22 protein-coding genes and 1 tRNA gene are annotated in these 21812 nt (G+C 40.2%); 11 read left to right on the forward strand and 12 right to left on the reverse strand.

What is annotated here, in order from left to right:
- From CDG77_RS37950 to CDG77_RS26545, 5 genes are all read left to right on the forward strand, one after another.
- Positions 1 to 252 (forward strand): hypothetical protein (locus CDG77_RS37950; RefSeq protein ID WP_223269990.1); only part of this gene is annotated, 252 nt, incomplete at its 5' end.
- A 189-nt stretch (positions 253 to 441) separates the two neighbouring features.
- The gene (locus CDG77_RS26530; RefSeq protein ID WP_012410874.1) at positions 442 to 714 is read left to right on the forward strand and encodes a hypothetical protein; all 273 of its coding nucleotides are present in this window, start codon (positions 442 to 444) and stop codon (positions 712 to 714) included.
- A 13-nt stretch (positions 715 to 727) separates the two neighbouring features.
- The gene (locus tag CDG77_RS26535; protein WP_094332285.1) at positions 728 to 1405 is read left to right on the forward strand and encodes an ABC transporter ATP-binding protein; all 678 of its coding nucleotides are present in this window, start codon (positions 728 to 730) and stop codon (positions 1403 to 1405) included.
- Positions 1406 to 1711: 306 nt separating this feature from the next.
- Positions 1712 to 2260 carry an NYN domain-containing protein gene (locus tag CDG77_RS26540; protein ID WP_094332286.1) on the forward strand — a complete coding sequence of 183 codons (549 nt, stop codon included), beginning with the start codon at positions 1712 to 1714 and terminating at the stop codon, positions 2258 to 2260.
- Between the two features lie 148 nt (positions 2261 to 2408).
- Positions 2409 to 2480 (forward strand) — tRNA-Asn (locus CDG77_RS26545).
- A gap of 241 nt (positions 2481 to 2721) precedes the next feature.
- Here the strand turns inward: CDG77_RS26545 and CDG77_RS38670 are convergent.
- The 3 genes from CDG77_RS38670 to CDG77_RS36845 all read right to left on the reverse strand — a co-directional run bounded on the left by CDG77_RS38670 (position 2722) and on the right by CDG77_RS36845 (position 4269).
- Complete coding sequence (locus tag CDG77_RS38670; RefSeq protein ID WP_262985176.1) at positions 2722 to 2844, reverse strand: hypothetical protein; 123 nt, start codon at positions 2842 to 2844, stop codon at positions 2722 to 2724.
- A 115-nt stretch (positions 2845 to 2959) separates the two neighbouring features.
- Complete coding sequence (locus CDG77_RS26555) at positions 2960 to 3967, reverse strand: aldo/keto reductase (RefSeq protein ID WP_094332288.1); 1008 nt, start codon at positions 3965 to 3967, stop codon at positions 2960 to 2962.
- A gap of 134 nt (positions 3968 to 4101) precedes the next feature.
- Entirely contained in the window at positions 4102 to 4269 is a 168-nt protein-coding gene (locus tag CDG77_RS36845; RefSeq protein WP_190234073.1) for a hypothetical protein, read from the reverse strand.
- Between the two features lie 84 nt (positions 4270 to 4353).
- On the opposite strand from CDG77_RS36845, the gene CDG77_RS26565 reads away from it, so the two are divergent.
- From CDG77_RS26565 to CDG77_RS26585, 5 genes are all read left to right on the forward strand, one after another.
- Positions 4354 to 5337: an AraC family transcriptional regulator gene (locus tag CDG77_RS26565; RefSeq protein WP_094332289.1), complete on the forward strand. Its 984-nt coding sequence runs from the start codon at positions 4354 to 4356 to the stop codon at positions 5335 to 5337.
- Positions 5334 to 5666: a hypothetical protein gene (locus CDG77_RS26570; protein ID WP_143857096.1), complete on the forward strand. Its 333-nt coding sequence runs from the start codon at positions 5334 to 5336 to the stop codon at positions 5664 to 5666. The genes CDG77_RS26565 and CDG77_RS26570 overlap by 4 nt, the downstream gene beginning before the upstream one ends.
- An 885-nt stretch (positions 5667 to 6551) precedes the next feature.
- Entirely contained in the window at positions 6552 to 8276 is a 1725-nt protein-coding gene (locus CDG77_RS26575; protein ID WP_094332302.1) for an ABC1 kinase family protein, read from the forward strand.
- 27 nt (positions 8277 to 8303) lie between these two features.
- A complete protein-coding gene (locus CDG77_RS26580) occupies positions 8304 to 8672 on the forward strand; it encodes a hypothetical protein (RefSeq protein ID WP_094332291.1) in 369 nt (122 codons plus the stop codon).
- 244 nt (positions 8673 to 8916) lie between these two features.
- The gene (locus CDG77_RS26585; protein ID WP_094332292.1) at positions 8917 to 9798 is read left to right on the forward strand and encodes a hypothetical protein; all 882 of its coding nucleotides are present in this window, start codon (positions 8917 to 8919) and stop codon (positions 9796 to 9798) included.
- Between the two features lie 54 nt (positions 9799 to 9852).
- Here CDG77_RS26585 and CDG77_RS26590 read toward each other — a convergent pair whose 3' ends face one another.
- The 9 genes from CDG77_RS26590 to CDG77_RS26630 form a co-directional block, all read right to left on the reverse strand.
- Positions 9853 to 10881 carry an Npun_R2821/Npun_R2822 family protein gene (locus tag CDG77_RS26590; RefSeq protein WP_094332293.1) on the reverse strand — a complete coding sequence of 343 codons (1029 nt, stop codon included), beginning with the start codon at positions 10879 to 10881 and terminating at the stop codon, positions 9853 to 9855.
- Positions 10882 to 10897: 16 nt separating this feature from the next.
- On the reverse strand, positions 10898 to 11788 hold the full coding sequence (locus tag CDG77_RS26595) for an Npun_R2821/Npun_R2822 family protein (protein WP_094332294.1): 891 nt from the start codon (positions 11786 to 11788) through the stop codon (positions 10898 to 10900).
- 3 nt (positions 11789 to 11791) lie between these two features.
- The gene (locus CDG77_RS26600; protein WP_094332295.1) at positions 11792 to 12772 is read right to left on the reverse strand and encodes an Npun_R2821/Npun_R2822 family protein; all 981 of its coding nucleotides are present in this window, start codon (positions 12770 to 12772) and stop codon (positions 11792 to 11794) included.
- 3 nt (positions 12773 to 12775) lie between these two features.
- Positions 12776 to 13735 (reverse strand): glycosyltransferase family 10 domain-containing protein, encoded by a 960-nt coding sequence (locus tag CDG77_RS26605; RefSeq protein ID WP_094332296.1) that lies wholly within the window; start codon positions 13733 to 13735, stop codon positions 12776 to 12778.
- 35 nt (positions 13736 to 13770) lie between these two features.
- Positions 13771 to 14982 (reverse strand): glycosyltransferase family 4 protein, encoded by a 1212-nt coding sequence (locus CDG77_RS26610; protein ID WP_094332303.1) that lies wholly within the window; start codon positions 14980 to 14982, stop codon positions 13771 to 13773.
- A 4-nt stretch (positions 14983 to 14986) separates the two neighbouring features.
- A complete protein-coding gene (locus CDG77_RS26615; RefSeq protein ID WP_094332297.1) occupies positions 14987 to 17236 on the reverse strand; it encodes an ABC transporter ATP-binding protein in 2250 nt (749 codons plus the stop codon).
- 231 nt (positions 17237 to 17467) lie between these two features.
- Positions 17468 to 18631, reverse strand: coding sequence for a glycosyltransferase family 4 protein (locus tag CDG77_RS26620; protein WP_181154360.1), 1164 nt, complete (start codon positions 18629 to 18631; stop codon positions 17468 to 17470).
- 17 nt (positions 18632 to 18648) lie between these two features.
- Positions 18649 to 19491, reverse strand: coding sequence for a putative nucleotide-diphospho-sugar transferase (locus CDG77_RS26625; protein WP_094332299.1), 843 nt, complete (start codon positions 19489 to 19491; stop codon positions 18649 to 18651).
- A 49-nt stretch (positions 19492 to 19540) separates the two neighbouring features.
- Positions 19541 to 20464, reverse strand: coding sequence for an alpha-1,2-fucosyltransferase (locus CDG77_RS26630; RefSeq protein WP_094332300.1), 924 nt, complete (start codon positions 20462 to 20464; stop codon positions 19541 to 19543).
- A gap of 488 nt (positions 20465 to 20952) precedes the next feature.
- On the opposite strand from CDG77_RS26630, the gene gloB reads away from it, so the two are divergent.
- On the forward strand, positions 20953 to 21726 hold the full coding sequence (gene gloB, locus CDG77_RS26635; RefSeq protein WP_094332301.1) for a hydroxyacylglutathione hydrolase: 774 nt from the start codon (positions 20953 to 20955) through the stop codon (positions 21724 to 21726).
- The last annotated feature ends 86 nt before the right edge of the window (positions 21727 to 21812 follow it).

Here is a 21812-nt window from a genome sequence, read left to right on the forward strand (position 1 = left end):
AAGCGATCGCGCTTGAGCCAGTCGTCGAGAACGTCAAACCACCCTCTACTGGGGGCGCGTCCAACTGCGATGGTCATTAGAGCAAATCTCCAAATGTTTATAAGTACAGGTTGTATCTGTATTATAGATGGCTATATAAAAGCCTTCCATAAGCAGAAAGTTAACCGGGTTGTTAACCAAGTTTACAATTTTTTACACACCTTTAATCATATTAGGTGTAAATCGCTAATTTTTCTAGGGGTTTTGTCATAAAAATTAATTTTTTAGCCAGAAAAAATGGGAGATGAGGTAGAAAAAGCAGGGGAGTAGAGGAGAATGAGGTAATTTAAATTCTCCCCTTACCCCCTGCTCCCTGCCCCTTTGCCTCTTCTAATGCCCATTTCCCTAGAATCAGTCAGCTGACGCTAAAATGAGTCCACAGTTAAATTTGATTATTGCTAAATGTTTACCATCGATTTAAGCATCAGAAACACTGCTTTCCCTATCTCGGTACAACGTAAGTCAGCTGAGGATGCTGAGGCTGTGTATCAGCTAATTTTGGCAGCCATCCGTTCTGGCAATCCTGACATTGTAGAACTCAAGTGTGAGGGCAAGACAGAGAAAAAAATTGCTGTCCGCGCTAGTGAAATTTCTGGGGTACAGATTGTTCAGAAAGATGGTACAACCCCTGGTGGTGGCAGACCACCAGGCTTTTTCGCTGTAGCTGCTGAGTAACCAAGGTTGACAAATGGCTCAAGTGGGCATTGAGGTCAAGGATTTAAATTTCAGTTGGCCAAATGGAGAGAAAGTTATCAAATCTTGCTCTTTAGAAGTACCCAAAGGTGAGTTTTGGATGCTCTTGGGTACAAATGGCAGTGGAAAATCAACGTTACTGAGACTGCTAGCCGGGTTATTAGCTGCTGAATCTGGCGAAATTCGGGTTTTGCACCCCGTTGGCTTTGTCTTCCAAAATCCAGATCATCAACTGGTGATGCCAACGGTTGGTGCTGATGTGGCTTTTGGATTGGTGGAAGAAAAGTTGCCACCTGCTGCCACTAGAGCCAGGGTTGAGGAGGCGCTAGGGGCGGTGAATTTGCTTACCCTGCAACGACGACCTATTTATGCACTCTCTGGAGGACAGAAACAACGAGTGGCGATCGCAGGTGCGATCGCCCGTCGCTGTGAAGTCTTATTATTAGATGAACCTACTGCCTTACTAGATCCAGATAGCCAGTTGGATTTAGTTGCTAGTGTCCGTCGCCTTGTTAAAAGCAGAGGGATCACAGCCCTGTGGGTAACACATCGATTAGACGAGTTAAATTACTGTGACGGCGCTTTTTTGCTAGAAAAAGGCTCTCTGGTAGATAGAGGTGAAGCCCAACGTCTCAAACAACGTCTGATGGAGGTACACAGCGAAGCCTCTTAATTAAGTGCTGAGGGCTATGGGCTGAGTAAAGTAAAAAGTACTTAGGCTTTCAAAAGCCTGAGTACTTTTTACTTTATAGGTGGTCTTTTAACTCAGTACTCTTGATTGTCACCACTACTTAAAAAGAACTGCAACGCGCCTTTTAAACTAAGGCGCGTTTTAAGTTAGTACGTCTACCTTAGGTTTGAGTTTTGTCAAGCTACCGTATTTTTTATTCTATGTAGCATAGTGTTACAGACAATGCATCAATTATTATAAAACTTATGAATGAATTTTGTTAACTCTAGAAAATTGTGATTAAAAACCATGTCCCGTTCCTTACTCCAAGCCGTTTTGTTAGTGGACGGCTACAATATCATAGGCGCTTGGCCTTGCCTTAAAAAAACGCGTGATAGCGTTGGATTAGAGGCCGCACGGGGCGAACTTGTGGAAGCAATGACTGGTTATAGTGCGTTTCAAGGTTATGCAACTCAGATAGTTTTTGATGCCCAATATCAGAACACCTCTAGTAATAAAGAAATAATTACTGAGCTTTTATCTGTTTATTACACTGATTTTGGGCAGACCGCAGATACTTATATTGAAAAATCCTGTGCTTCTTTTCGCCACCAAATAGCCCAATCTTTGATTTCTCGTGTGATTGTTGCTACATCAGATCGGGCGCAGCAGTTGATGATACAGGGGTATGGGGCTGAATGGTTGTCGGCACAACAACTCTGTGGGGAAGTGGAAGCTACTGTCTGTCGGATGCGACAAAAGTATCATACGCGCAAACAATCGAAGAGTAGATTTTTAGCTAATGCCATTGATGCGAAGGCAAGGCAGCGTTTGGCTGAATTACGAATGGGATTATAGTAGATATTTGGTATTTAAGAGTCTCTGCTTAAGTTTCTGAATGGATTTTGGCTGCAAAAATTATCTAATATTAAGCATCTTAAAAAAATATTGGCGAAAGTACTTGCCAAATACTATTTTTAGCCCTAAGATTATAAATCGTGAGTGGTCCTCAGTAGCTCAGTGGTAGAGCGATCGACTGTTAATCGATTGGTCGCTGGTTCGAATCCGGCCTGGGGAGTTTATGAATTTTTGATTTTGGATTCTAGATTATCCTTCAGATATCTATGGTCGCTTGACTCAACTGTGACGTTTCTGAATCATGGGAATTTTGGTGCTTGTACTAAACAAGTGTTGGAATTTCAACAAGGTTTGGGTAGATGCAAAGCGGCTTGTCGTTAGACATCGCAAGTTAGAACATGAACCGGTACGCTTTTTTGGTAGGAAGTGGGAACCATTACTAGAGGATGCGAAAATGGCGATCAGCCTAGAAGTGTCAATATAGTTGGTGGCAATTTGCGATCGCTGATGGATAGCAACGCCTTGATGCTAGTGGTGGCTTCCCGTAAACAAAATGAAAATGTACTGGCCGTAAGGCCAGCCACAGAGGAGACATTGATGATATGCCCGGCTTTCTGCTATTGCAGATGTCGCAGCGCTGCGGCAATGCCGTACAGAACCCCCTTAATGTTCGCGTTAATCATCGGCATTTTTTGCCGTTTAGCGACCTGTCATTTGCTCCAATTTTTCGGGATACCGAGCCCCTTGCACCACGATCTTGGAGGCCGCATCATCAATGTCATGCAGATCGTCGGGCGTGAGTTCGACGGAGACTCCCCCGATGTTTTCGTCCAAGCGATGCAGCTTCGTAGTACCTGGGATTGGAACAATCCACGGTTTCTGAGCCAGCAGCCAAGCAAGCGCAATCTGAGCAGGGGTCGCCTGCTTCTGTTCTGCGATGCTGCCAAGCAGATCGATTAAGGCTTGATTTGCCTTGAGAGCCTCCGGCGTGAAGCGAGGTAGGGTGCTGCGGAAGTCGGAACTATCGAATGTAGTGCTTTGATCCATTTTGCCAGTCAGAAAGCCCTTGCCCAATGGGCTATACGGAACAAAGCCAATTCCGAGTTCCTCAAGGGTCGGTATCACTTCCTTTTCAGGTGTTCTCGTCCATAGTGAGTATTCACTCTGGAGAGCCGCGATCGGCTGAACCGCGTGTGCGCGACGGATCGTTTGCACGCCGGCTTCAGAAAGTCCGAAGTGCTTCACCTTACCTGACTGAATAAGTTCCTTCACCGCTCCTGCCACGTCTTCAATCGGCACGTTCGGGTCAACCCGGTGCTGATAGAGCAGGTCTATTGTCTCGACCTTGAGTCGCTTGAGCGAACCCTCCACAGCTTCCTTGATATGCTCTGGTCGGCTATTCAGTCCTGGTGAAGCCTTCATACCACGGGGATCAGAATTAGGACTCAGGTCGAATCCGAATTTGGTGGCGATCGCCACTTGCCCCCGAAAAGGAGCGAGGGCTTCGCCCACAAGCTCTTCGTTCAATAACGGGCCGTAGACCTCGGCGGTGTCAAAGAATGTAACGCCGCGTTCGACGGCGGCATGAAGAAGTGCGGTCATCTCCTGTATGTCTTTGGGCGGGCCATAGGAAAAGCTCATTCCCATACAACCGAGTCCAATGGCCGAAACTTCCAAGTTACTGTTTCCAAGTTTGCGCTTTTGCATTTTTTGAACTCCTGTCTTTGAATTAAAGGTTTGAACTGTCTTACTTCACACTCAGACCCGGTATTGCTCGTCACTGACTTTTTCCATCCAGTCCACGGGCTTGCCGTTAAGCCATTCCTGAATGGCGATGTGTGTTATGGCTGTGGTTGCTGTAGCACCGTGCCAATGCTTCTCACCCGGCGAGATCCAGATCGCATCCCCCGGCCGAATTTGCTCGTAAGCAAATTTCTTTCCAAATCAAAATTGAGTTTTCTCTTAAATAAAAATCCAGACGCTTGCAAGAAGTCGAAATCATTTTTCATTGATTTAGCTTCATTGTAAGAATCCTCAAGGGCAAGCAATAAAACGATCGTCTAAAATTGTTGTACAATCCTGCAAACTTAGAAATGAACGCTGCCAAAACGAGTGAAAAGTCCGATATCGCTTTAATGAACAACCCGCAGGCAAAGCGCGAGGTAGACAGAGCGCAAGCCCACAGAGACGAACTGACTGAGCGGATTGCACAGGCTATTCGTCATGATGGGACGATTGAGCCACTGAAAGGATTGCACTTCAACCGCTCCTCCTCACCTTCGGAATGCATTCATAGTGTCTCTATCCCTGCCTTTTGTGCGATCGCTCAGGGCAGCAAAGAAGTTCTTCTGGGCAGCGATCGCTATCAATATGACCCGATGCATTATCTGCTTGCTACGGCCGAACTGCCGATTGTCAGTCAAATTCTGGAAGCGTCAAAGGCGCAACCGTACTTTAGCCTTCGCCTCGATCTCGACCCCACCCTTGTTGGCTCAGTGATGGTCGAGGCAGGGTATCCCTCATCGCGCAGCCGTGCTGATGTGAAAGCGATTGACGTAAGTCCGTTGAATGCAAATCTGTTGGACGCTGTGGTGCGGCTCGTCAGGCTTCTAGATTCCCCTACAGAAGCTCATGTTCTCGCACCACTGATTAAGCGGGAAATCATTTACCGACTCCTGATGGGAGAGCAAGGTAATCGGCTCCGTCATATTGCAGTTCTGGGTGGCTACACATACCACATTGCCAGAGCCATCGAGCGACTTCGTAAAGACTTTAACGAGCCACTTCGGATTGAAAGTATCGCACGAGAGCTTGGAATGAGTGTTTCGGGCTTTCACCATCACTTTAAATCTGTCACTGCAATGAGTCCCTTACAGTTCCAGAAACAACTGCGGCTACAGGAGGCTCGCCGTCTGATGCTGGGGGAAAGCCTTGACGCTAGCAGTGCTGCCTACCGAGTGGGTTATGATGATGCCTCGCACTTCAACAGGGAGTACAAGCGGCTCTTTGGTGCGCCACCGATACGCGATGTGGAGCGGCTGCGAGAAGCTGCTAGAGAGACTGCTAGTTCAATATGATTACGTTCTCCTCAAGATGTCCTAATCTTGCAGAAATCGTTTCCACCCAAACATCCTTTAATGTGGGCACTTCAGAAATACAGCAGATCGCTCGAGTTAACACCTGTGCTTTGCGAATGACCTACCTGCAAGAGTCAGAAGCCCGCGATTTGATTTCACATCCAGTGGAGAACTTGGCTTTAGTATTTTCGGAGTATTTTCGGGAATTATGGACGAGTTTAGCAGAGAGCGATGTCTACAACGGGCTACGCCTACGCAATTTACTTTGCCGGATTAATATCACGGGGAAACTCCCACACCGCAACATAAAGGTGTTGTCCGCAAACTAGCGTGAAAAGAAATTTTGACTATAGAAAGCAATGCTTTGGGGTAAAATAACTGTCATTATTCAAGACGGAGAATCATTTCATTGCAGCAAAAAAGTTAAACAATACTAGCAACGTTGGCAACAACAAGGTTTGTATATTTATTTTTTTCTGCTACTATACTCGCCTCAAATCAACCGTATTGAAGATGAGTGGCTGTACCGGAAACGTCATCGGCTTTCTTCACAGATTTTTGACGATGAGCATGAACTGGCGTAGGCGTAGCCCGCCGCAGGCATCGCTCTGATTCATGCTATTGAAAATCGTCCAAACAATGATAATTACTCTGTTGAACGTTTTAGATTTAATCATAATCTAGCTACTTATACACTCTTTAACAAAAGTTTATTTTTATTGAGCAGTTATTTTTGACACATGTAATATTGTATTTTTCACTTAATTAAGTAGGTATAAATAAACATAATATCAAGATTCACTACTTCTATGAAAAGTCCTAAATCCTTATCCTGAGAGTTTTCTGTTTAATTTAAGTTTATCTACTTACTACAATATATAGCTGATAGCAAACATAGTTACTGAGTTGTCATCTACTACACAAATTTGTATATACAGGTAAATCTTTATATTTATAAAAAATAAGGTTAAGAAAAGATAAAATCATCAAAAAGATGGAGAATTAGTTGTAGTTTTATAAAGTATAATTAAGAAAAAGATAAACAAATCTAGGCAGTAACAAATGCTAAAACTATCTTGAACAGTATCCCAAAAAGGCAGGGTTCGAGTTGTTTTAGATAAAAAATTACCGCTACATTTTACCTGCAACTAACTTGTAGGTTGAGTAGAGAAACAACAATTGTAAATTTTTCAGTTGAAGAGGCAAATAAAGGCGTGGGTCAGTATCAACCTACTCAGCTAAAACTCTATAATCCAGATGCGATCGCTCGCTATTATAGTTACCGTCCCTGGCTAGCATGGGGGCGAGTGCTGAGAATTATCTCCTCTTTTGCAGGATTTATATTTAGTCTCAAGTGGGACGAATGGCTAGACAAAGTTGAGCAAAACAAGGGTAAACGAGCTATCCAGTTGCGAGAACTGCTCACCCGCCTCGGCCCGACTTTTATTAAAGTTGGTCAAGCCCTCTCCACCAGACCCGACTTAATCCGTAAGGATTTTCTAGAAGAACTGATCAAGTTACAAGATCAGTTACCACCTTTCGATAATGCGATCGCTTACAAAATTATCGAAACCGAGCTAGATCGTCCAATTGATGAAATTTTTAGCGAACTCTCACCTAGCCCAGTGGCGGCTGCAAGCTTGGGTCAAGTATACCGCGGTCGTCTGCTCAGTGGCGAAGATGTCGCAGTGAAGGTGCAACGCCCCAACTTACGCCCAACTCTTACCCGCGACCTCTACTTATTGCGCTGGGGGGCGAGTTGGGTAGCTCCTTGGTTGCCCCTCAATCTCGGTCACGACCTAACTTTAATCGTGGACGAGTTTGGCACGAAGCTATTTGAAGAAATTGACTATATAAATGAAGGCCGCAACGCCGAAAAATTTGCTACCAACTTCCGCAACGAGCCACAAGTTAAAGTTCCAGCAATTTACTGGCGTTATACCAACACCCACGTTTTAACCCTGGAATGGATTAACGGCTTCAAGCTGACCGATACTAAAAGCATCCGCGAAGCAGGTTTAGATCCAGAAGCAATTATCCAAATTGCTGTTACATCAGGATTGCAACAGCTTTTAGAATATGGCTTCTTCCATGCTGACCCTCATCCTGGCAATTTATTTGCTGTAGCCGATGGTCGGATGGCTTATATCGACTTCGGCATGATGGATCAGTTGGAGGAAAACACCAAAGAAACGCTTGTGGATGCGCTAGTGCATTTGGTGAATAAAGACTATACCGACTTAGCCGAAGACTTTGTAAAATTAGGATTTTTAACTCCAGACACGAATATTTGCCCGATAGTGCCAGCCTTAGAAGCAGTGCTAGGAAACGCTATTGGTAAAAATGTCAAGGATTTTAACTTCAAAACGATTACCGATGAGTTTTCGGAACTGATGTATGAATATCCTTTCCGAGTTCCAGCGAAGTTTGCTTTGATTATTCGTTCCTTGGTGACTCAAGAAGGTATTGCCCTGAGCCTCAACCCAGACTTCAAAATTGTGGAAGTGGGTTATCCCTACATAGCACGGCGGTTGCTGACAGGGGAATCGCCAGAATTACGGCGGCGATTATTGAATGTGTTATTCAAAGATGGTAAATTTCAGTGGCAGCGTTTAGAGAATTTAATTGCGATCGCTCGGAGTGATAACAACTTTGACGTATTACCCACAGCCCAGATGGGATTCCAGTTTTTGATGTCCGAAGAAGGCAAATTTCTGCGGCGACAGCTGGTGCTGGCTCTCACCGAAGATGACCGCCTCCATACCGAAGATGTCCAACGCCTGTGGAACCTGGTAAAAGATGACTTAAAACCGGATCGTTTATTAAATGTAGCGATCGGTATTTTAACAAATTTATCTAGAGAAAGTGCAGCAGCTATTCTCCCAAACTCTGCATTCCTTGAGCCTTTTACTGGAAACCAGTCAGCAATTAAAAACTAAAAACCTTTAATATAATCAGGAGTTTTAATGTACTATTTTCCTCTGCAACCGCCTTATTTCCTCTTACTTGTTGGCTTTTTGACAGCATTAACATCTGGTTTAGCATTATCTGGAACTTTGAAAGTAATTGTGCAGAACTGGCCAAGCGAACGAGGAGAAAATACTAAACCACGTTCTTCACTAAAACAATTACTTGTGCCATTTATTGGCATAACTGTCGGTACTTCTCTATTTTTGTTTTCAGGTTTAGCAATATTTGGCTTCCCCTCCAGCTTGGCTTTAGGCGTTGGTCTACCAATTAGCTTGTTTACTTGTTTGCTAGTTTGGTTGCAACTAGGAAGTATGATGACCTTTATAGAACGCGAAGGTATGCAATCTTTAGATTTAGATGTTTAGATTCTTTTTCTTAGATAGTAGAATGCTTTATCAACATATAAAATTACTCTAATTTCTCACCGCCAGCAATGATGTCTACTAAAAATGAGATCGTTAGCTAGTGGTGAATACTTATTTTTTATTGCTATTTCATAAATCTAAGAGTTAATTGCGTTAAAATTACGTACAAATACTGAAAATTTCATATATCTGCCCAAAGAGGTAGCAACTATGAATTTGCAGATTAGAAGGAGCGTAAAAAGCTATGAATCAAGACAAAAAAGAATTTTGTTTTTGTACTTTAGCATGTGGTAAGAACTATCGCGATCTTGCATTGTTATTAGCAAAAGATATCAAAAAATATTCACCTAATAGTTCTTTTATTGTTTTAACTGACTCTCCTAGCGACTTTAGCCAACAGTCTAACGTTTTAGCATTTCAGCATAGACAACAAAGTGTGAAGTTTTACCATGACAAAAGATTTGCAATAGCCAAGGGTTTATCTCTGTTTAATTCATGCATATTCATTGATGCAGATATGCGAATATTGGCACCAGTTCCACAATTTCCGCAATGGATTTCAAGAGCAGGAATAACGGCAAGGGGTTGTGAAAATATGCCTAAAAAGTATGCTAAGGTTCTAGCTGGTAATCCTGATGCTAAACTTTTGAAGGAGTTTCAAGTGGCTAAAAAGGCCGCTTCAAAGTTAAATCTAGAACTAGAAAATGAAAATATTAACTTTGTCTACGAATATTTATTTGCAGTTACAAAAGACTCTGGAAAGGAAATAGAATTTCTTAAACAGTGGGAAATTATCGCATCTTATTGTGAGTTAAACGGACTCTATGACTCCGAAGGAAATGCAATAGGTTTAGCAGCTGCTAAAGCTGGTTTACCTGTAAGATGGAGTGCAATGGAGGGTATCTCTTTCTTTAAGAATAGAGTTGAATTCGTCAGAATTAAAAAGGGAGAGTCGAAAATGGAGGACATGGCAATATATTTTGAGCAACAAGCAAAGCTAGAATACCCCGAACGCTTCATTGGGAAAAGAATTATACTTAAAATCAATAAAACTCTTAAGTATTTATATAATTTCCTGCGTTTAAGAATTATAACTTTGAAAGACTTTAATTTTTATTACCGATAATTGAGCAATAAATTAGTTACAAATTCAAAAAACTTTAAGTCTTACCTTGCTTAATTATTTAGTAATTCTATCCTTAAAATTACGATAGTTAAGCTTAATATTGCTGACTTTTTGATTTAAAAAGCTTGTAGTAGTATTTTGTAGACGGACTAATGGACTCTGACGCTTAAAGCTTTTGGGTCTTTGTTCTGGTGACTTTAAATATCTATAATGCAAAAACACATCTCGATATGGGATATTAACATCTTCACCAGTGCAAAGCCTCGCGAAATCTGAAGAAGATACACTCATATAGTGAATGTAAGTCAGGGGTTTTCCTTGGTCGTAAAGAATATTATCTACAACATCAAATTTAGAACTCCAGTGGTTCCCAGTCGCTGAAGTATGAGCGGCGTAATTATAGTAAGATATCCCACTTCGTAAAACTAAATAGTTGAGAACTGTTTGATCGGAATCTGCCCACGCTAGTGCATCAGCTTCGCCTGCTTCTAACTTTTCTAGTAAGTTTGCTAGCATTACATCATCAAACACACCCTTTTTAGAAGCAAACCAACCGGAACAAAAAACATTCTTACTAATATTTTTGAGAGAAAAAACTTTTTCTAGCTTCTCTTCTGTCCAGTTAAAAATATAATCCAAATCCGACTTATATTGAAAGTCATTCGCAAGCCAATCATATTCATCTAGCTTTTGATAAACATCATCCAGTGGTTTCATTAACAACGTATCTCCGTCAAAGAAGATAAACTTGTTAAAAGGGCCATCTAGACAGCAAAGTTTTCGATGCCTTTCTACCCGATAATTCTCTGGTAAGCCATATTCTTGCCAGAGTTTTAACGCTCTTGGATGAGCTTTCCAAATCCGAGTGCCAAAATCTTCCCAACGAGCTATGGAAGCATAATCTTCAAATAAGGTGACATTATCTCTAGCTGCAACCTCTGCTTTTACCTTGTCTAACCGCTCATTATATGGAATTACACAAACAGGAATTGGTCTACCAGCATTAGCTTCTATGCTATTAAGTAAAGCAACTAGTTGGTCATAGACAACATCATTGGCTAGGATGTAAATGCCATCAATCATTGGGATACTCCTAATATTAAGTGCGGGCAGCAACAAAGGGAAATAAACGGCGAGTCAGTTTGGGGATGAAAGCGAATTTTCCCTCATGGAGATAACGATAGTGTTCCCACAATTGCCAATAGGGACTACCAGTTTTCATTCGCGTACCAGCCCAATGGAGATATTTTAATCGTTGCCCTCGGTCATAGAGGGCGTAATCTTGCTGTTGGAAATTTTGCGAACCAGCCCAACTACCAGGCCCACCCCCAGGAATTTTAACGAGATTTCCCCGTTTAGAAATTAGTTTGAGAACAAGATAATTTAAAATTGGTTGATCTGTAACTCCTTCAGAAAAATCGAAATATTCACGATGCGTCGCACACTCTCGCAAAGCTTCATCCATTTGTTGTTCGGTAATAACTCCTTTTCTGGAAGCCCAAAAACCACTGTTAAAAACGTCTTGAAGTTGGGCATCGGAAAAAATTTCCTGCTCTTTCACAAATGGGGAAAAAATATTTCGCAGCTTGTCATTGGCATGATGGTAATCACAACAGAAGAAATCGACTTCTGAAAGTTTGTCTAAATTGTCGGCGATTTTTTCAAAGACGACAATATCTGTATCAATATAGATAAACTCATCTAAAGGGCCAAACCACGCCACAAGTTTACGCATCTTATTGGGTAAGGCAAGGAAATCTCTATCAAAAATTTCTCCGATGCGTTTGGTAAATTTATCAATAAGTTCTAAATCTGGAAAAATTTGCACGTTGTGTAAGGTAGTAAGCTGCTCTGCTACCTTGTGATAATCTTCATTAAATGGTATGAGATAAATGTTTACTTCTGGGTCATAGTAACGAATGCTATTGAGTAAAGCGATCGCATTATCGATAACGCGGTCATTAGCAACAATATAAATTCCCTTGATCATAAATTATCCTTGGTTAATTAACTTAAATTTCCGCAAAGCTCTTGTAAGTAAATTTGGTACTGGAGCGTCATTATAATTCTTAGGAGGATTTGTAAAGATTGGAAACTTCTCTGGTTCGTGTAAGTAACGATAGTAGAGAAATAAATCTCGATAAGGAAACTCAATATTTTCTCCAGCACAGACTGCTTGATTGATCTGAGGAGGAATACCAATATAGTGAAGATAAGTTAGTCGATTGCCTTTGTCATAAAGAAGGTGTTCTCGTTCCTCGAAGTGCTTAGATGTAGCAGAACATCCGGTTTTTTGATTATCTGGCAGTTGCCGAGCAAAGTTATAAATAGAAAGATTAGACCTCATTACCATGTAGTTAATCAATGGTTGTTCGCCAGCACCGCCATACAAGATTTCCGCCTCACCATTTTGTAAATGGGATATCAGTAAATCTCTTTGTTCTGAGTTAAATATTCCCCGCTTTGCACCATAGAAACCTGAGCAAAAGATTTCAGAATCTATCCGCTTTTGCTCGAAAATTTCTTGTAATTTAGGAGAATTAACATTGTATATTTTACTAACGTCTTTAAATTGGAAATCGTAGACAACAAAATCATAAGTATCTAGCTTTTCAAACACTGTTGCTAGTGAGTTCATCACCAAGGTGTCTGCATCTAAATAGATAAACTTATCGAATGGCCCATCAAAAGCACAAAAACGACGGTGAGCGCCATACAAACGTGATTTACTCCGATTCAATCGTTCTGGTGCTGCTGAGAGCATGAATTGATCCCAACGGTTGATTGATTCGCGATCGTCGTAAATAAATACATTAGGGCGTTTAGCTATTTCATCAGCAATTCGCTGTGTCCGATCGTCGAAAGGATAAATGCAAACAGGAGTTTCTGAGCCTAAAATAACATCAATACTGTTGAGCAGAGCCACCAGTTGATCGAAAACATAATCATTGCCAAGGGTACAAATACCATTCATAATTTATGAGTGTTTATCGACAAAATTTGATAACCAGTTAAGCAAGTTTAATTTGTGTAAAATGATTTGACGTGCTTCTGCGATCGCATCTTTGGCAGCATACCAAGCATCAGGTGTAGCTGTAACTTCTTTGATGTAGGCAATACCTTTTTCATCTAAACTGGGCAGCCGCAAAAAACTACCTGGTGGCAATAATTTATCAGCAGCCGGGCCACCATAGTAAATTGGTAAACACCACGCAAGTAAACTATCCCAAAGTTTCTCGCTCACATACCAATTATTATCAGCATAATTTTCAATTGCCAAATTGTAATAGTATGGAGCCATGCCATACCATTTGTTACCTAGTTCTCCTGACTTTTTAGCCGATTCTGGTAAGTTGCGCCCATATAAATCAAATTTAATGCCACTAGATTGTAGGGACTGCAAAAAGTCTAAACGCTGGCGATGCTTGGCTGTGCGACTAATTCCTGAAGTAATCCAACTACATGGAGCAACCTTTTGAGGCGGTGGCATTTCATTTAAATCTTGAAATGAATTTGAGTGATACCAAATAGCAGGCATATAGTCAGGAGTGGGAGCAAAATCATCGGGGCCAGAAATGTAGCCGCAATACTTCTGGGCTTGTTGATAATTGTGATTAGTTATTTCGACAATTTCATCTAAAGGCGGTTCCCTTAGCAAATAAATAATTCGCTCTTTGTTGACACCACGCAGTAGAGAATCAACATTTACTACTGATTTCTGGCGCTGTTTGCGAAAACTATCTAACCAAGATTTTTGTGGCGCTGCTTGGGGAAAATCAAATTGATACATCAGTAGAAAATCTGGTTTGGTTGCTAGTGCCTGCATTTGCATATTGCCCCAAACTCCAAATTGATGCGGGGTTTGTTGCCACAGCCAATCGGCTCTAGTTTCTAAACCTCGATAGCTGCTAATCATACCTACAGTTTTGATAGTCATTTTAGTTATTAATTATTTGTCTTCTACATTCTTTTTTATGCGATAACTAGAGGAAGCAGAGATTTATCAACATAACTAAGGATTTTTGCCGCTCGATTTTCCCAAGAAAACTGCTTGACAAACTCGATACTATCTGGATAACCTTCTATTTTTCTGGGATGAGTTTCTAAAACCCGCTTCAGACTTTCGGCAAATTTGCTGGAATTATCTGGCTCACACCAAGCAGTAATAGACTGAGTATCTTGAAACTCAACTAATGAAGGAATTTCCGTCGCTACAATGGGAGTTCCAGAAGCGAAGTAGTCAAATAGCTTTAAGGGAGACGTGAAAGTTGCCGCTTTTCCCGAACAATGAGGGTGAGCTAAAACATCAGCTGCTTGTAGCAAAGATGCTAACTCATTATGCAAGATATAGCCCAAAAACTTAATATTATGAACCTGTTTTTCTGTTACTAATTTCTGATAGTATTCAACTTCTGCTGGCTTGCCACCTGCACAGGCAAATTGCACATTAGGCATTTCATTAGCCACATCAATTAGTACATCAATACCTTTAAATTGCTGCAAAGCTCCCGCATAAACTACCAAAGATTGGCTTTCGTCTCGCAACAGTTTTTTCCGCCATTCTGCCGCTTTTTCTGGTTGTCTTTCCATAAATAAGCGGTTAAAACCATTGTGCAGCTTAATTACTTTTTCTGGGGGCATCCCATTTTTAATCATGCTTTCGCGGATTGTGTCTACAACGGTTACAGCAATTTGCAAAAGTGGATTTGTGACAATTTCTGGCTCAAAGGGTTTGTCTTCATGGTGGTGGTGTTCATAAATTGCCGGAATACCATTTTTGATGGCAGCTTTGATAAAATTCCAGTTACGACTGTGGACAAGTTTAGTAGTTGGAAGTATATGAAATGGTAAATAATACTTACTGGCAATGGTGTTAGAGTCAGTAAATTTGCTCTGAAAATGGTCAATTGGCCAAGGCATTGGTAAGGGAGCAACTTTTAATTTGTCATGGAGATTGTAATATTGAACAAGTTCTACTGGCGTTTTTATCGGTTGAAAAGGACGTAATAAATTAACTGGATTACTAGCTTTTGCTCCTTTGTCATGGTATACCAAAACTGTTGAGTATCCCAAATTTGCGGCGGCATTAGCTGCATTTGTAGACTGCACTAGGTGAGCCTCTGGCTGAGGTAATTCTTCACCAATAAAAAAAATGTAGTGCTGTTTTAAAGGAGGATTTTTCATAACTTTAGACATTAATACTATTCTCAAATTTTCCTAAGTCATCGAGCAGATATATAGCCGACTCATAACTTTCAGTAATTAAACCATTTTGTTCTTCTGTGGTGTATGTCAAGTTATCAGCTATAGAGCGGAGAGAGCTAAGTATGAGATTGAGAGAAGTCCGAAACTCAACGGAAATTTGATTAAAAATTTGATAATGCTTACTGATAATATTTTGATTTTGGTCAGAGATTGAGAGCATTTGCCCACTGATTTGCAAATTAATAACATCCTCAAAAACATCAATGGTGTTGAGAATTCTCAAGGCTGATTTATAAGAGTCTTCGATTAATTCGTGCCGTTCTTGGGAGTCGTCTACTAAATCATCAAGTAATAAGCGTAGAAACCCAATCATCGAGTTCATCTGCGTCCGAATTTCGTGAGAGATGCGGAGCAAGCTTTGATTGTGTTTGGTAACAGTTTCAGGACGTTCCGCAAATTGCATTGAGTACAAGCGTGAGTAGTAACCACCCTTTTGTAAAAGTTCGTCATGGGTTCCCACTTCTACCACCTGTCCCTGCTCTAATACGGCTATTTGATTGGCTTTTTGGACTGTAGAAAGGCGGTGAGCAATTACTAAGGTGGTGCGATCGCGACTAAGATCGTCAAGTGCAGCTTGTACTAAGCGTTCGGAAACAGTATCTAAAGCGCTAGTGGCTTCATCTAAAATCAGAATTTCGGGATTTTGCAGCAGGGCGCGGGCGATCGCTAATCTTTGCCTTTGTCCACCAGATAGCATTACGCCGCGATCGCCAATTAGGGTATCAAATCCTTGAGGCAATTTGCTGATAAACTCATAAGCATTTGCCCGCTTGGCTGCTGTCAGAATTTCATCCTCAGTTGCTTCTGCTCGCCCATAGGCGATGTTATTTTGTACCGAGTCATTAAAAAGAAAGGTATCTTGACTAACAATGCCCATCCGCTTTCGCACGGATATAAGATCGAACTCCCGCAAATCGGTGCCATCAATGGTAATGCTGCCAGCGATCGGGTCGTAAAATCTGGGCAAAAGGTCTGCCAAAGTGGATTTACCAGCACCAGATCCGCCTACTAAGGCTAAGGTTGTACCGCGCGGTAAATATAAATTCACATCTTTTAGTACCAACTTTTCATGATCGGGGTAGGCAAAGCAAAGAGAATTAAAAGACACTCCCTCTTCTAATTTTGTGTAGGGAAGTTTACCCTTCTCCATGAACGGTTTATCGTGCAGGCTTAAAAATTCATTCGTCACATCTACACTGGCGGCAGTACTGGCAAAGTTGCTGCGAATAGTATTTAACTGAGAAATTAATGGCAGCACTCGTAGCAGCACTAATAAATATGTCAGCAGTACGGTAGAAAGAGAAGAAACTTGATCCGCAAAGAAGGTTTTGCTCAAAAGTACAATCAGCAGTAAAGCTGTAATACCCATTACCTCACTCAGAGGTGTAATCACTTCCGAATTAACCTGAGATTGAAAATCTGCTAATTCGCGATCGCGAATTAATTTTTTAATCCGTTGATATTCTTTTTGTTCATTTCCAGTCGCCTTTACCAGTCGGATTCCGTTCAAAGTTTCCAGTACAGAGACTGAGTATGCTCTAGACATCTCACTAAGCTGTTTGCCAAAAGTTCTCGACCGAGAAATGGCATACTGATTTATTAACGTCACCAATGACAGTAAAAGCGTAGCAGCAATTGTTAACTGCCAAGAAATTGACAGCAATAAAGCGACAAAAACTAAAACTGTGATTACTAGAATAACTATCTTGACCGTACTACCTATAGCACTTGCAGCCCTGCCAATTTCTCCACCAAGACGGTTTATTAAATCACCAACCTTTGTCTTGGCATAATAATCTATATCAATTTCTAGTAATAGCCTTAACCCAGTTTCGCGCATATCAGATGTCAGCTTTCGAGTTAAAGAACTCGATGCTAATGTGCTGGCATAAGTTGCTAAATTCTTTAAAAGAATTGTGAATATAATTGCCCCAGCCATTACTCCTATTCGGTAAGGTTCTGGAGTATTATCAAAGGGAGATATCAACCTTTTTAAGATGGGAGGGGCGGTACTTAAATCTACTTCTTGCCCCACAATTTTTAAAACCACCGGCACAATTAAAGCTGTGCTGATCCCATTAAATAAAGCTCCAGAAAATCCTAACAATATTGTCAGCAGAATTAAACCTGGATAGGGTTTAGCGAATCTTAGTAGTAGTTTTCTGGTAGACATTGGATATTTTTATGCCAATTTCACTTCTTAATATTATTCACCAATTAATTGCTAAAATAGCTAATTATCAAATAAATTAAACTAAATAATCTTCATCTCTCAACTCCGTAAAAACACAGCTACACCTATAACACCAGTTTCTAGAAATTTTTCCAGATAAAATACCAGAGATGCTTTGGCACAAAGAGGAAATGAAAATCTCTTTTTAAATGCATCACAATCTATAAATATTCACAACCGAGCAATTACTGACTTAAGCACAGAAGCCATAGCCTCTATGCTATAGTGTTCCACACATCTTTCTCTTGCCTTAATACCTTTCTGATTTGCTGACTCTAAATTCTCAAAAATCAATTGAATTTTTTCAGCAATCTGTTCAGGACAGGCAGGTTCGACTAAATAACCAGTATCACCTAAAATTTTGGGAATATCTCCAACACGTGTTGATAATACAGGTTTAGCCATTGCCATTCCATCTGTCAACTTCAGAGGAAATTGAGCGCGAGTTTCTGGGGTATCTCGCTGGGGAACGACTACAATGTGAGCAGCTGCAACCAGATCGGGCATAACATCAGCTGGATACTTTGGTAATTTGATAATCCAGCGTCCCCACTTTTCTTGAAGTTGTCGATCGTAATCATCATAAGGACTGCCACCGACAATCACTAGTCTTAAGTCTGGTTGATTAATTTTATCGAGTGCTATGAGAACATCTTCTAGACCTTTATAGGGTCTTGGCGCACCAGGAAACATTAAAATACGATATTCAGATAAACCATAACGATTTCTGCTGGACTCAGCATCATATCCAGAGGGATCGAATAAAGCAGTATCTTTACCATTGGGGACAAATGTACCGCCAAAACGCTGTTGCAAAAAGTTAGTATGCACTGTCACAGCATCAGCATGACTTACCAAACCTTCCATCCATTTCACGTACAAAGGATGATAAGGATTTCTGAGTGCGCCGTTTGATTTCAACAAGTCTCTGGCTAATTGTTTGGGTGTAAGACTATAATGCCAGTCGTCGCCACCATACCAACTGAGTTCCCAATCATCTATGTCTAAAATTAACGGGTTGCGGCTAAAGATTTTCTTTAATAAAGCAACTCCAAAACTCGCTATTTGTGGTTTTATTGCATAAATTATATCTCCATTAATTTTTGGTAAAATTTTTTGAATTTCTCCAAAAAAATCTGGAAAGTTTTTGCCTGGTAAATTATAAACATTTAATTCTAACGGCAAATTACGATATAAGTTCTTTCCAAATAAAAACCCGATAATTTCAACTTCATATTCTAAATTTTTTAGGGCTGTTGCTATCAAGTATGCACGCAAAATAGCTGCACTTGATAAATCAGAAACCAACAGCGATATCTTGGAAAACTTTTTCACTATTTTCTTACTTATTTTTATTTAATTCGCCAAGGATTTGTCACTTGATTCGGTAAAAATACTTTAGCTAATCTGTCAAAAATCCTTGTATACAAGGAACGACTAATATCTTTAGCATATTGAGGTCGATAAGGATAAGTACAGTGAAGAACTTTAATTTTATCCTGAATATCATAAGCATCCTGCCACTTACTGAGATAATTATAGGTAGGTGGTAGGATTTTCATGTAAGGACGTACAGATGCGATCGCAGAAGCAAAAGCCCCTTGATCTTTTAGGAGTAATTTATCTTGGTTATTTTTGACAATCTCAAAATACTGTTTAAATTCTTCAAACAATATCTTGGTTACTTCTGTTTTCCTAAAAGCCATAAAACCGCCATTATACTGCACGCTATCTGCTTGTAATGGTAAACCTACTGATTGCAGAATTGGCAAAACATTTGGCAAAAGGTCTTCTTGTTTACCACGTAATAAATTTGTGGCTTTCAAAATAGAAGGTTGAACATCTTCAGTTAGTAAAAAGTCATATTCATCTAAATAGTCAAAGACATCATTGATATCTGAAAGTAAACAAATATCTGAATCTAGGTAAATCGTTTTATCAAACTCAGAAGCTGCATATAGAGCTAGTTTTGCTTGCCGCGATGCTAAAACAGTATTTTCATTTGCAGGTGCTGGCTTTAAAATTACATTTTTGAATGCCTTGAGCAAAGGATAAAGAATTATTGGTACTTGGTCAATTAAAATAATAATCGGCTCTTTATGAAACTTTCTAACCGCCGCTAAAAAATGAATACAATCTTGAAAAGAGTAGAGTCCGGTTAAGATTGTAATAAAACCTCTGGTTTCTGTCTTCATAAATAAAACAAGTTAAATAATTATTACTTTTAATCCTAGCCGAGGTAATTTAATGTGTCCATTCCCAAACACTTTTACTCCAGTCCTCGTTAGGGTAAAAAACTCCTTGCCATTGGTAAAAGTGAACAAAATCTTCGATTTTTAAGGTTTTATTTACATCCCTAATCATATAGAGAGGCCGCTTGCCGTAAAATGATGCCCACATGCTATAACTACTCGGTGGGCCAATAATATAATCACATTCTGCCAAAGAATACATATCCTCAATTATATGATTATTGCCATAAACATAAGATAAATGTTGTAAATAATCTTCCTTTTGCCTCTGATTTGAGCAAATCAAAAATGTCACTTTTTTGTTAGGAAATAGTGCTTTAGCTGATTCCATAACCTTTAAATACTCTTCAAATAAATAAAAATATTTACCGTTTTGATGTTCTTGGTAATCTCCATGACGGATATGGATTCCAACGATCGCATCAGTCTCGCTACGTATCTGGGATATGAGATTTGCTACATTAAGCTGATACTTATTTAAAGGTTGAAAGTAAGCACGAATTTTTTCTCCATGTTTTTGGAGATTTGAGAGATCGTCTACAAACCATCCATCACGAAACATCCATCCTTGAAAAAAATTTATAGAGCCTGATTTCAACTCTTTTGTAATAATTGAATTACTCCAGCTAAAAGGTCGATCGCGCTTAATATTAATTGTCTTAAACCGGCCGCTTTCAGCTAAAAAACGATTAAAATCGTAGTAATATTTGCGTAAAAATTTATTTCCCGGAATTGAAACTACTGGAGAGGGATAGCAAGATAAAAAGTCTTCGGAGGTTGACATAAAAAAATCAGCATACTCTTCAAAAGCTGGGTTTATAACTGTAAAATTATTTTCAATTGCAAATGCTATAAAATTAGCAAATGACAATAATCTGTTTCCTAATTGTCCAGATTTTGCAGAAATAACTAACATAAATACAGCCTAGAAAGATTAAAATTAATGATATTGGCTAAAGCTTTCAAAATCCAAAATTATCCACATAAAATTAATTTTAATCAATGAAAGTAAATATATCCAAATGAATGAATTTATTTGTATCCTTTTAACAGCAAATTACAAAATAAATATAGCTTTGTCTTTGCGGTTATTACCAGAGAAAATTCACTGAGAAATTGCGATTTATTTTGGTTATTTTAAGTGTATTTACTAGATAATATAGTTGTATCTATTATAATTAATAGTAAGTTACAGTCATACTCAATAAAGTATAAATACTGGATGTAGTTTGTGCAAGTAGCCTTGTTACTGAATACCAAACATCTGTTTTAAGTAGGTTGGCGTGAATATTTATCATCAGGATTAGGCAGGAGGCACGAGGGAAGAGGGTTTTAGTCTAATTTAATTTTGTTAACATAGTTTGGTTTTTCCCAGTCGTTCTACTAATAATAGAGGCAGAGGCAATGCAGGTAATCCGTCTGGAAGCACTCTCAGACAACTATATATTCTTAGTACATGACGAGAAGCAAAATATCGCGGCTGTTGTCGATCCAGCCGAGTCTCAACCAGTATTAAAGAAACTAGCAGAATTAAAAGCTGAGTTGGTAGCAATTTTCAATACCCACCACCATAACGATCATGTGGGTGGTAATAAGCAATTAATCGAACAATTTCCGCAATTGATAGTTTATGGAGGAGCCGAGGATCGTGGGAGAATTCCTGGACAGCAGGTATTTTTGCAACAAGGCGATCGCGTCCAGTTTGCAGACCGCATAGCTGAAGTTATCTTCGTTCCTGGACATACCCGCGCTCATATCGCTTACTACTTTCCCCCCGAACAAGCTGGTGAGACGGGCGATTTATTTTGCGGCGATACCTTATTTTCTGGCGGTTGCGGTCGCTTATTTGAAGGAACACCGACCCAAATGGTAGACTCTTTAAGCAAACTGCGCTCTCTACCTGATAATACACGCATCTGGTGTGCCCACGAATACACGTTGAACAATCTGCAATTTGCTCTAACTGTGGATGGCGACAACGCCGACTTACAAAGACGCTTCAATGAAGTGAAGGCTTATCGTAGTCGAGGAGAAGCTACAATTCCCTCACTGCTGGGAGTGGAGAAGCACACCAATCCCTTTTTGCGTTGGGATCAGCCATCATTACAATCAACTGTTAAGAGTAGCGATGGAGTGCAAACCTTCGCGCGGATACGCGAAATGAAAAATAACTTTTAGGAATTGGGAATGGGGCATTGGGCATTGGGCATTGAGGATGGGAAGAGAATTAAAATTACCTCTTTCCCCTCTGCTCCGCATTTCCC

It is taken from the genome of Nostoc sp. 'Peltigera membranacea cyanobiont' 213 (assembly GCF_002245975.1).
GTDB lineage: Bacteria > Cyanobacteriota > Cyanobacteriia > Cyanobacteriales > Nostocaceae > Nostoc.

Excerpts from the sequence above, each read along its gene's own strand:
- CDG77_RS26555 (WP_094332288.1), bottom strand. The coding sequence starts at position 3,967 with ATGCAAAAGCGCAAACTTGGAAACAGTAACTTGGAAGTTTCGGCCATT.
- CDG77_RS26605 (WP_094332296.1), bottom strand. The coding sequence starts at position 13,735 with ATGACTATCAAAACTGTAGGTATGATTAGCAGCTATCGAGGTTTAGAA.
- CDG77_RS26625 (WP_094332299.1), bottom strand. The coding sequence starts at position 19,491 with ATGAAGACAGAAACCAGAGGTTTTATTACAATCTTAACCGGACTCTAC.
- CDG77_RS26590 (WP_094332293.1), bottom strand. The coding sequence starts at position 10,881 with ATGATTGATGGCATTTACATCCTAGCCAATGATGTTGTCTATGACCAA.
- gloB (WP_094332301.1), top strand. The coding sequence starts at position 20,953 with ATGCAGGTAATCCGTCTGGAAGCACTCTCAGACAACTATATATTCTTA.
- CDG77_RS26595 (WP_094332294.1), bottom strand. The coding sequence starts at position 11,788 with ATGATCAAGGGAATTTATATTGTTGCTAATGACCGCGTTATCGATAAT.
- CDG77_RS26580 (WP_094332291.1), top strand. The coding sequence starts at position 8,304 with ATGTACTATTTTCCTCTGCAACCGCCTTATTTCCTCTTACTTGTTGGC.
- CDG77_RS26615 (WP_094332297.1), bottom strand. The coding sequence starts at position 17,236 with ATGTCTACCAGAAAACTACTACTAAGATTCGCTAAACCCTATCCAGGT.
- CDG77_RS26530 (WP_012410874.1), top strand. The coding sequence starts at position 442 with ATGTTTACCATCGATTTAAGCATCAGAAACACTGCTTTCCCTATCTCG.
- CDG77_RS26565 (WP_094332289.1), top strand. The coding sequence starts at position 4,354 with ATGAACGCTGCCAAAACGAGTGAAAAGTCCGATATCGCTTTAATGAAC.
- CDG77_RS26540 (WP_094332286.1), top strand. The coding sequence starts at position 1,712 with ATGTCCCGTTCCTTACTCCAAGCCGTTTTGTTAGTGGACGGCTACAAT.
- CDG77_RS26630 (WP_094332300.1), bottom strand. The coding sequence starts at position 20,464 with ATGTTAGTTATTTCTGCAAAATCTGGACAATTAGGAAACAGATTATTG.
- CDG77_RS26585 (WP_094332292.1), top strand. The coding sequence starts at position 8,917 with ATGAATCAAGACAAAAAAGAATTTTGTTTTTGTACTTTAGCATGTGGT.
- CDG77_RS26600 (WP_094332295.1), bottom strand. The coding sequence starts at position 12,772 with ATGAATGGTATTTGTACCCTTGGCAATGATTATGTTTTCGATCAACTG.
- CDG77_RS26535 (WP_094332285.1), top strand. The coding sequence starts at position 728 with ATGGCTCAAGTGGGCATTGAGGTCAAGGATTTAAATTTCAGTTGGCCA.
- CDG77_RS26570 (WP_143857096.1), top strand. The coding sequence starts at position 5,334 with ATGATTACGTTCTCCTCAAGATGTCCTAATCTTGCAGAAATCGTTTCC.
- CDG77_RS36845 (WP_190234073.1), bottom strand. The coding sequence starts at position 4,269 with ATGAAAAATGATTTCGACTTCTTGCAAGCGTCTGGATTTTTATTTAAG.
- CDG77_RS26610 (WP_094332303.1), bottom strand. The coding sequence starts at position 14,982 with ATGAAAAATCCTCCTTTAAAACAGCACTACATTTTTTTTATTGGTGAA.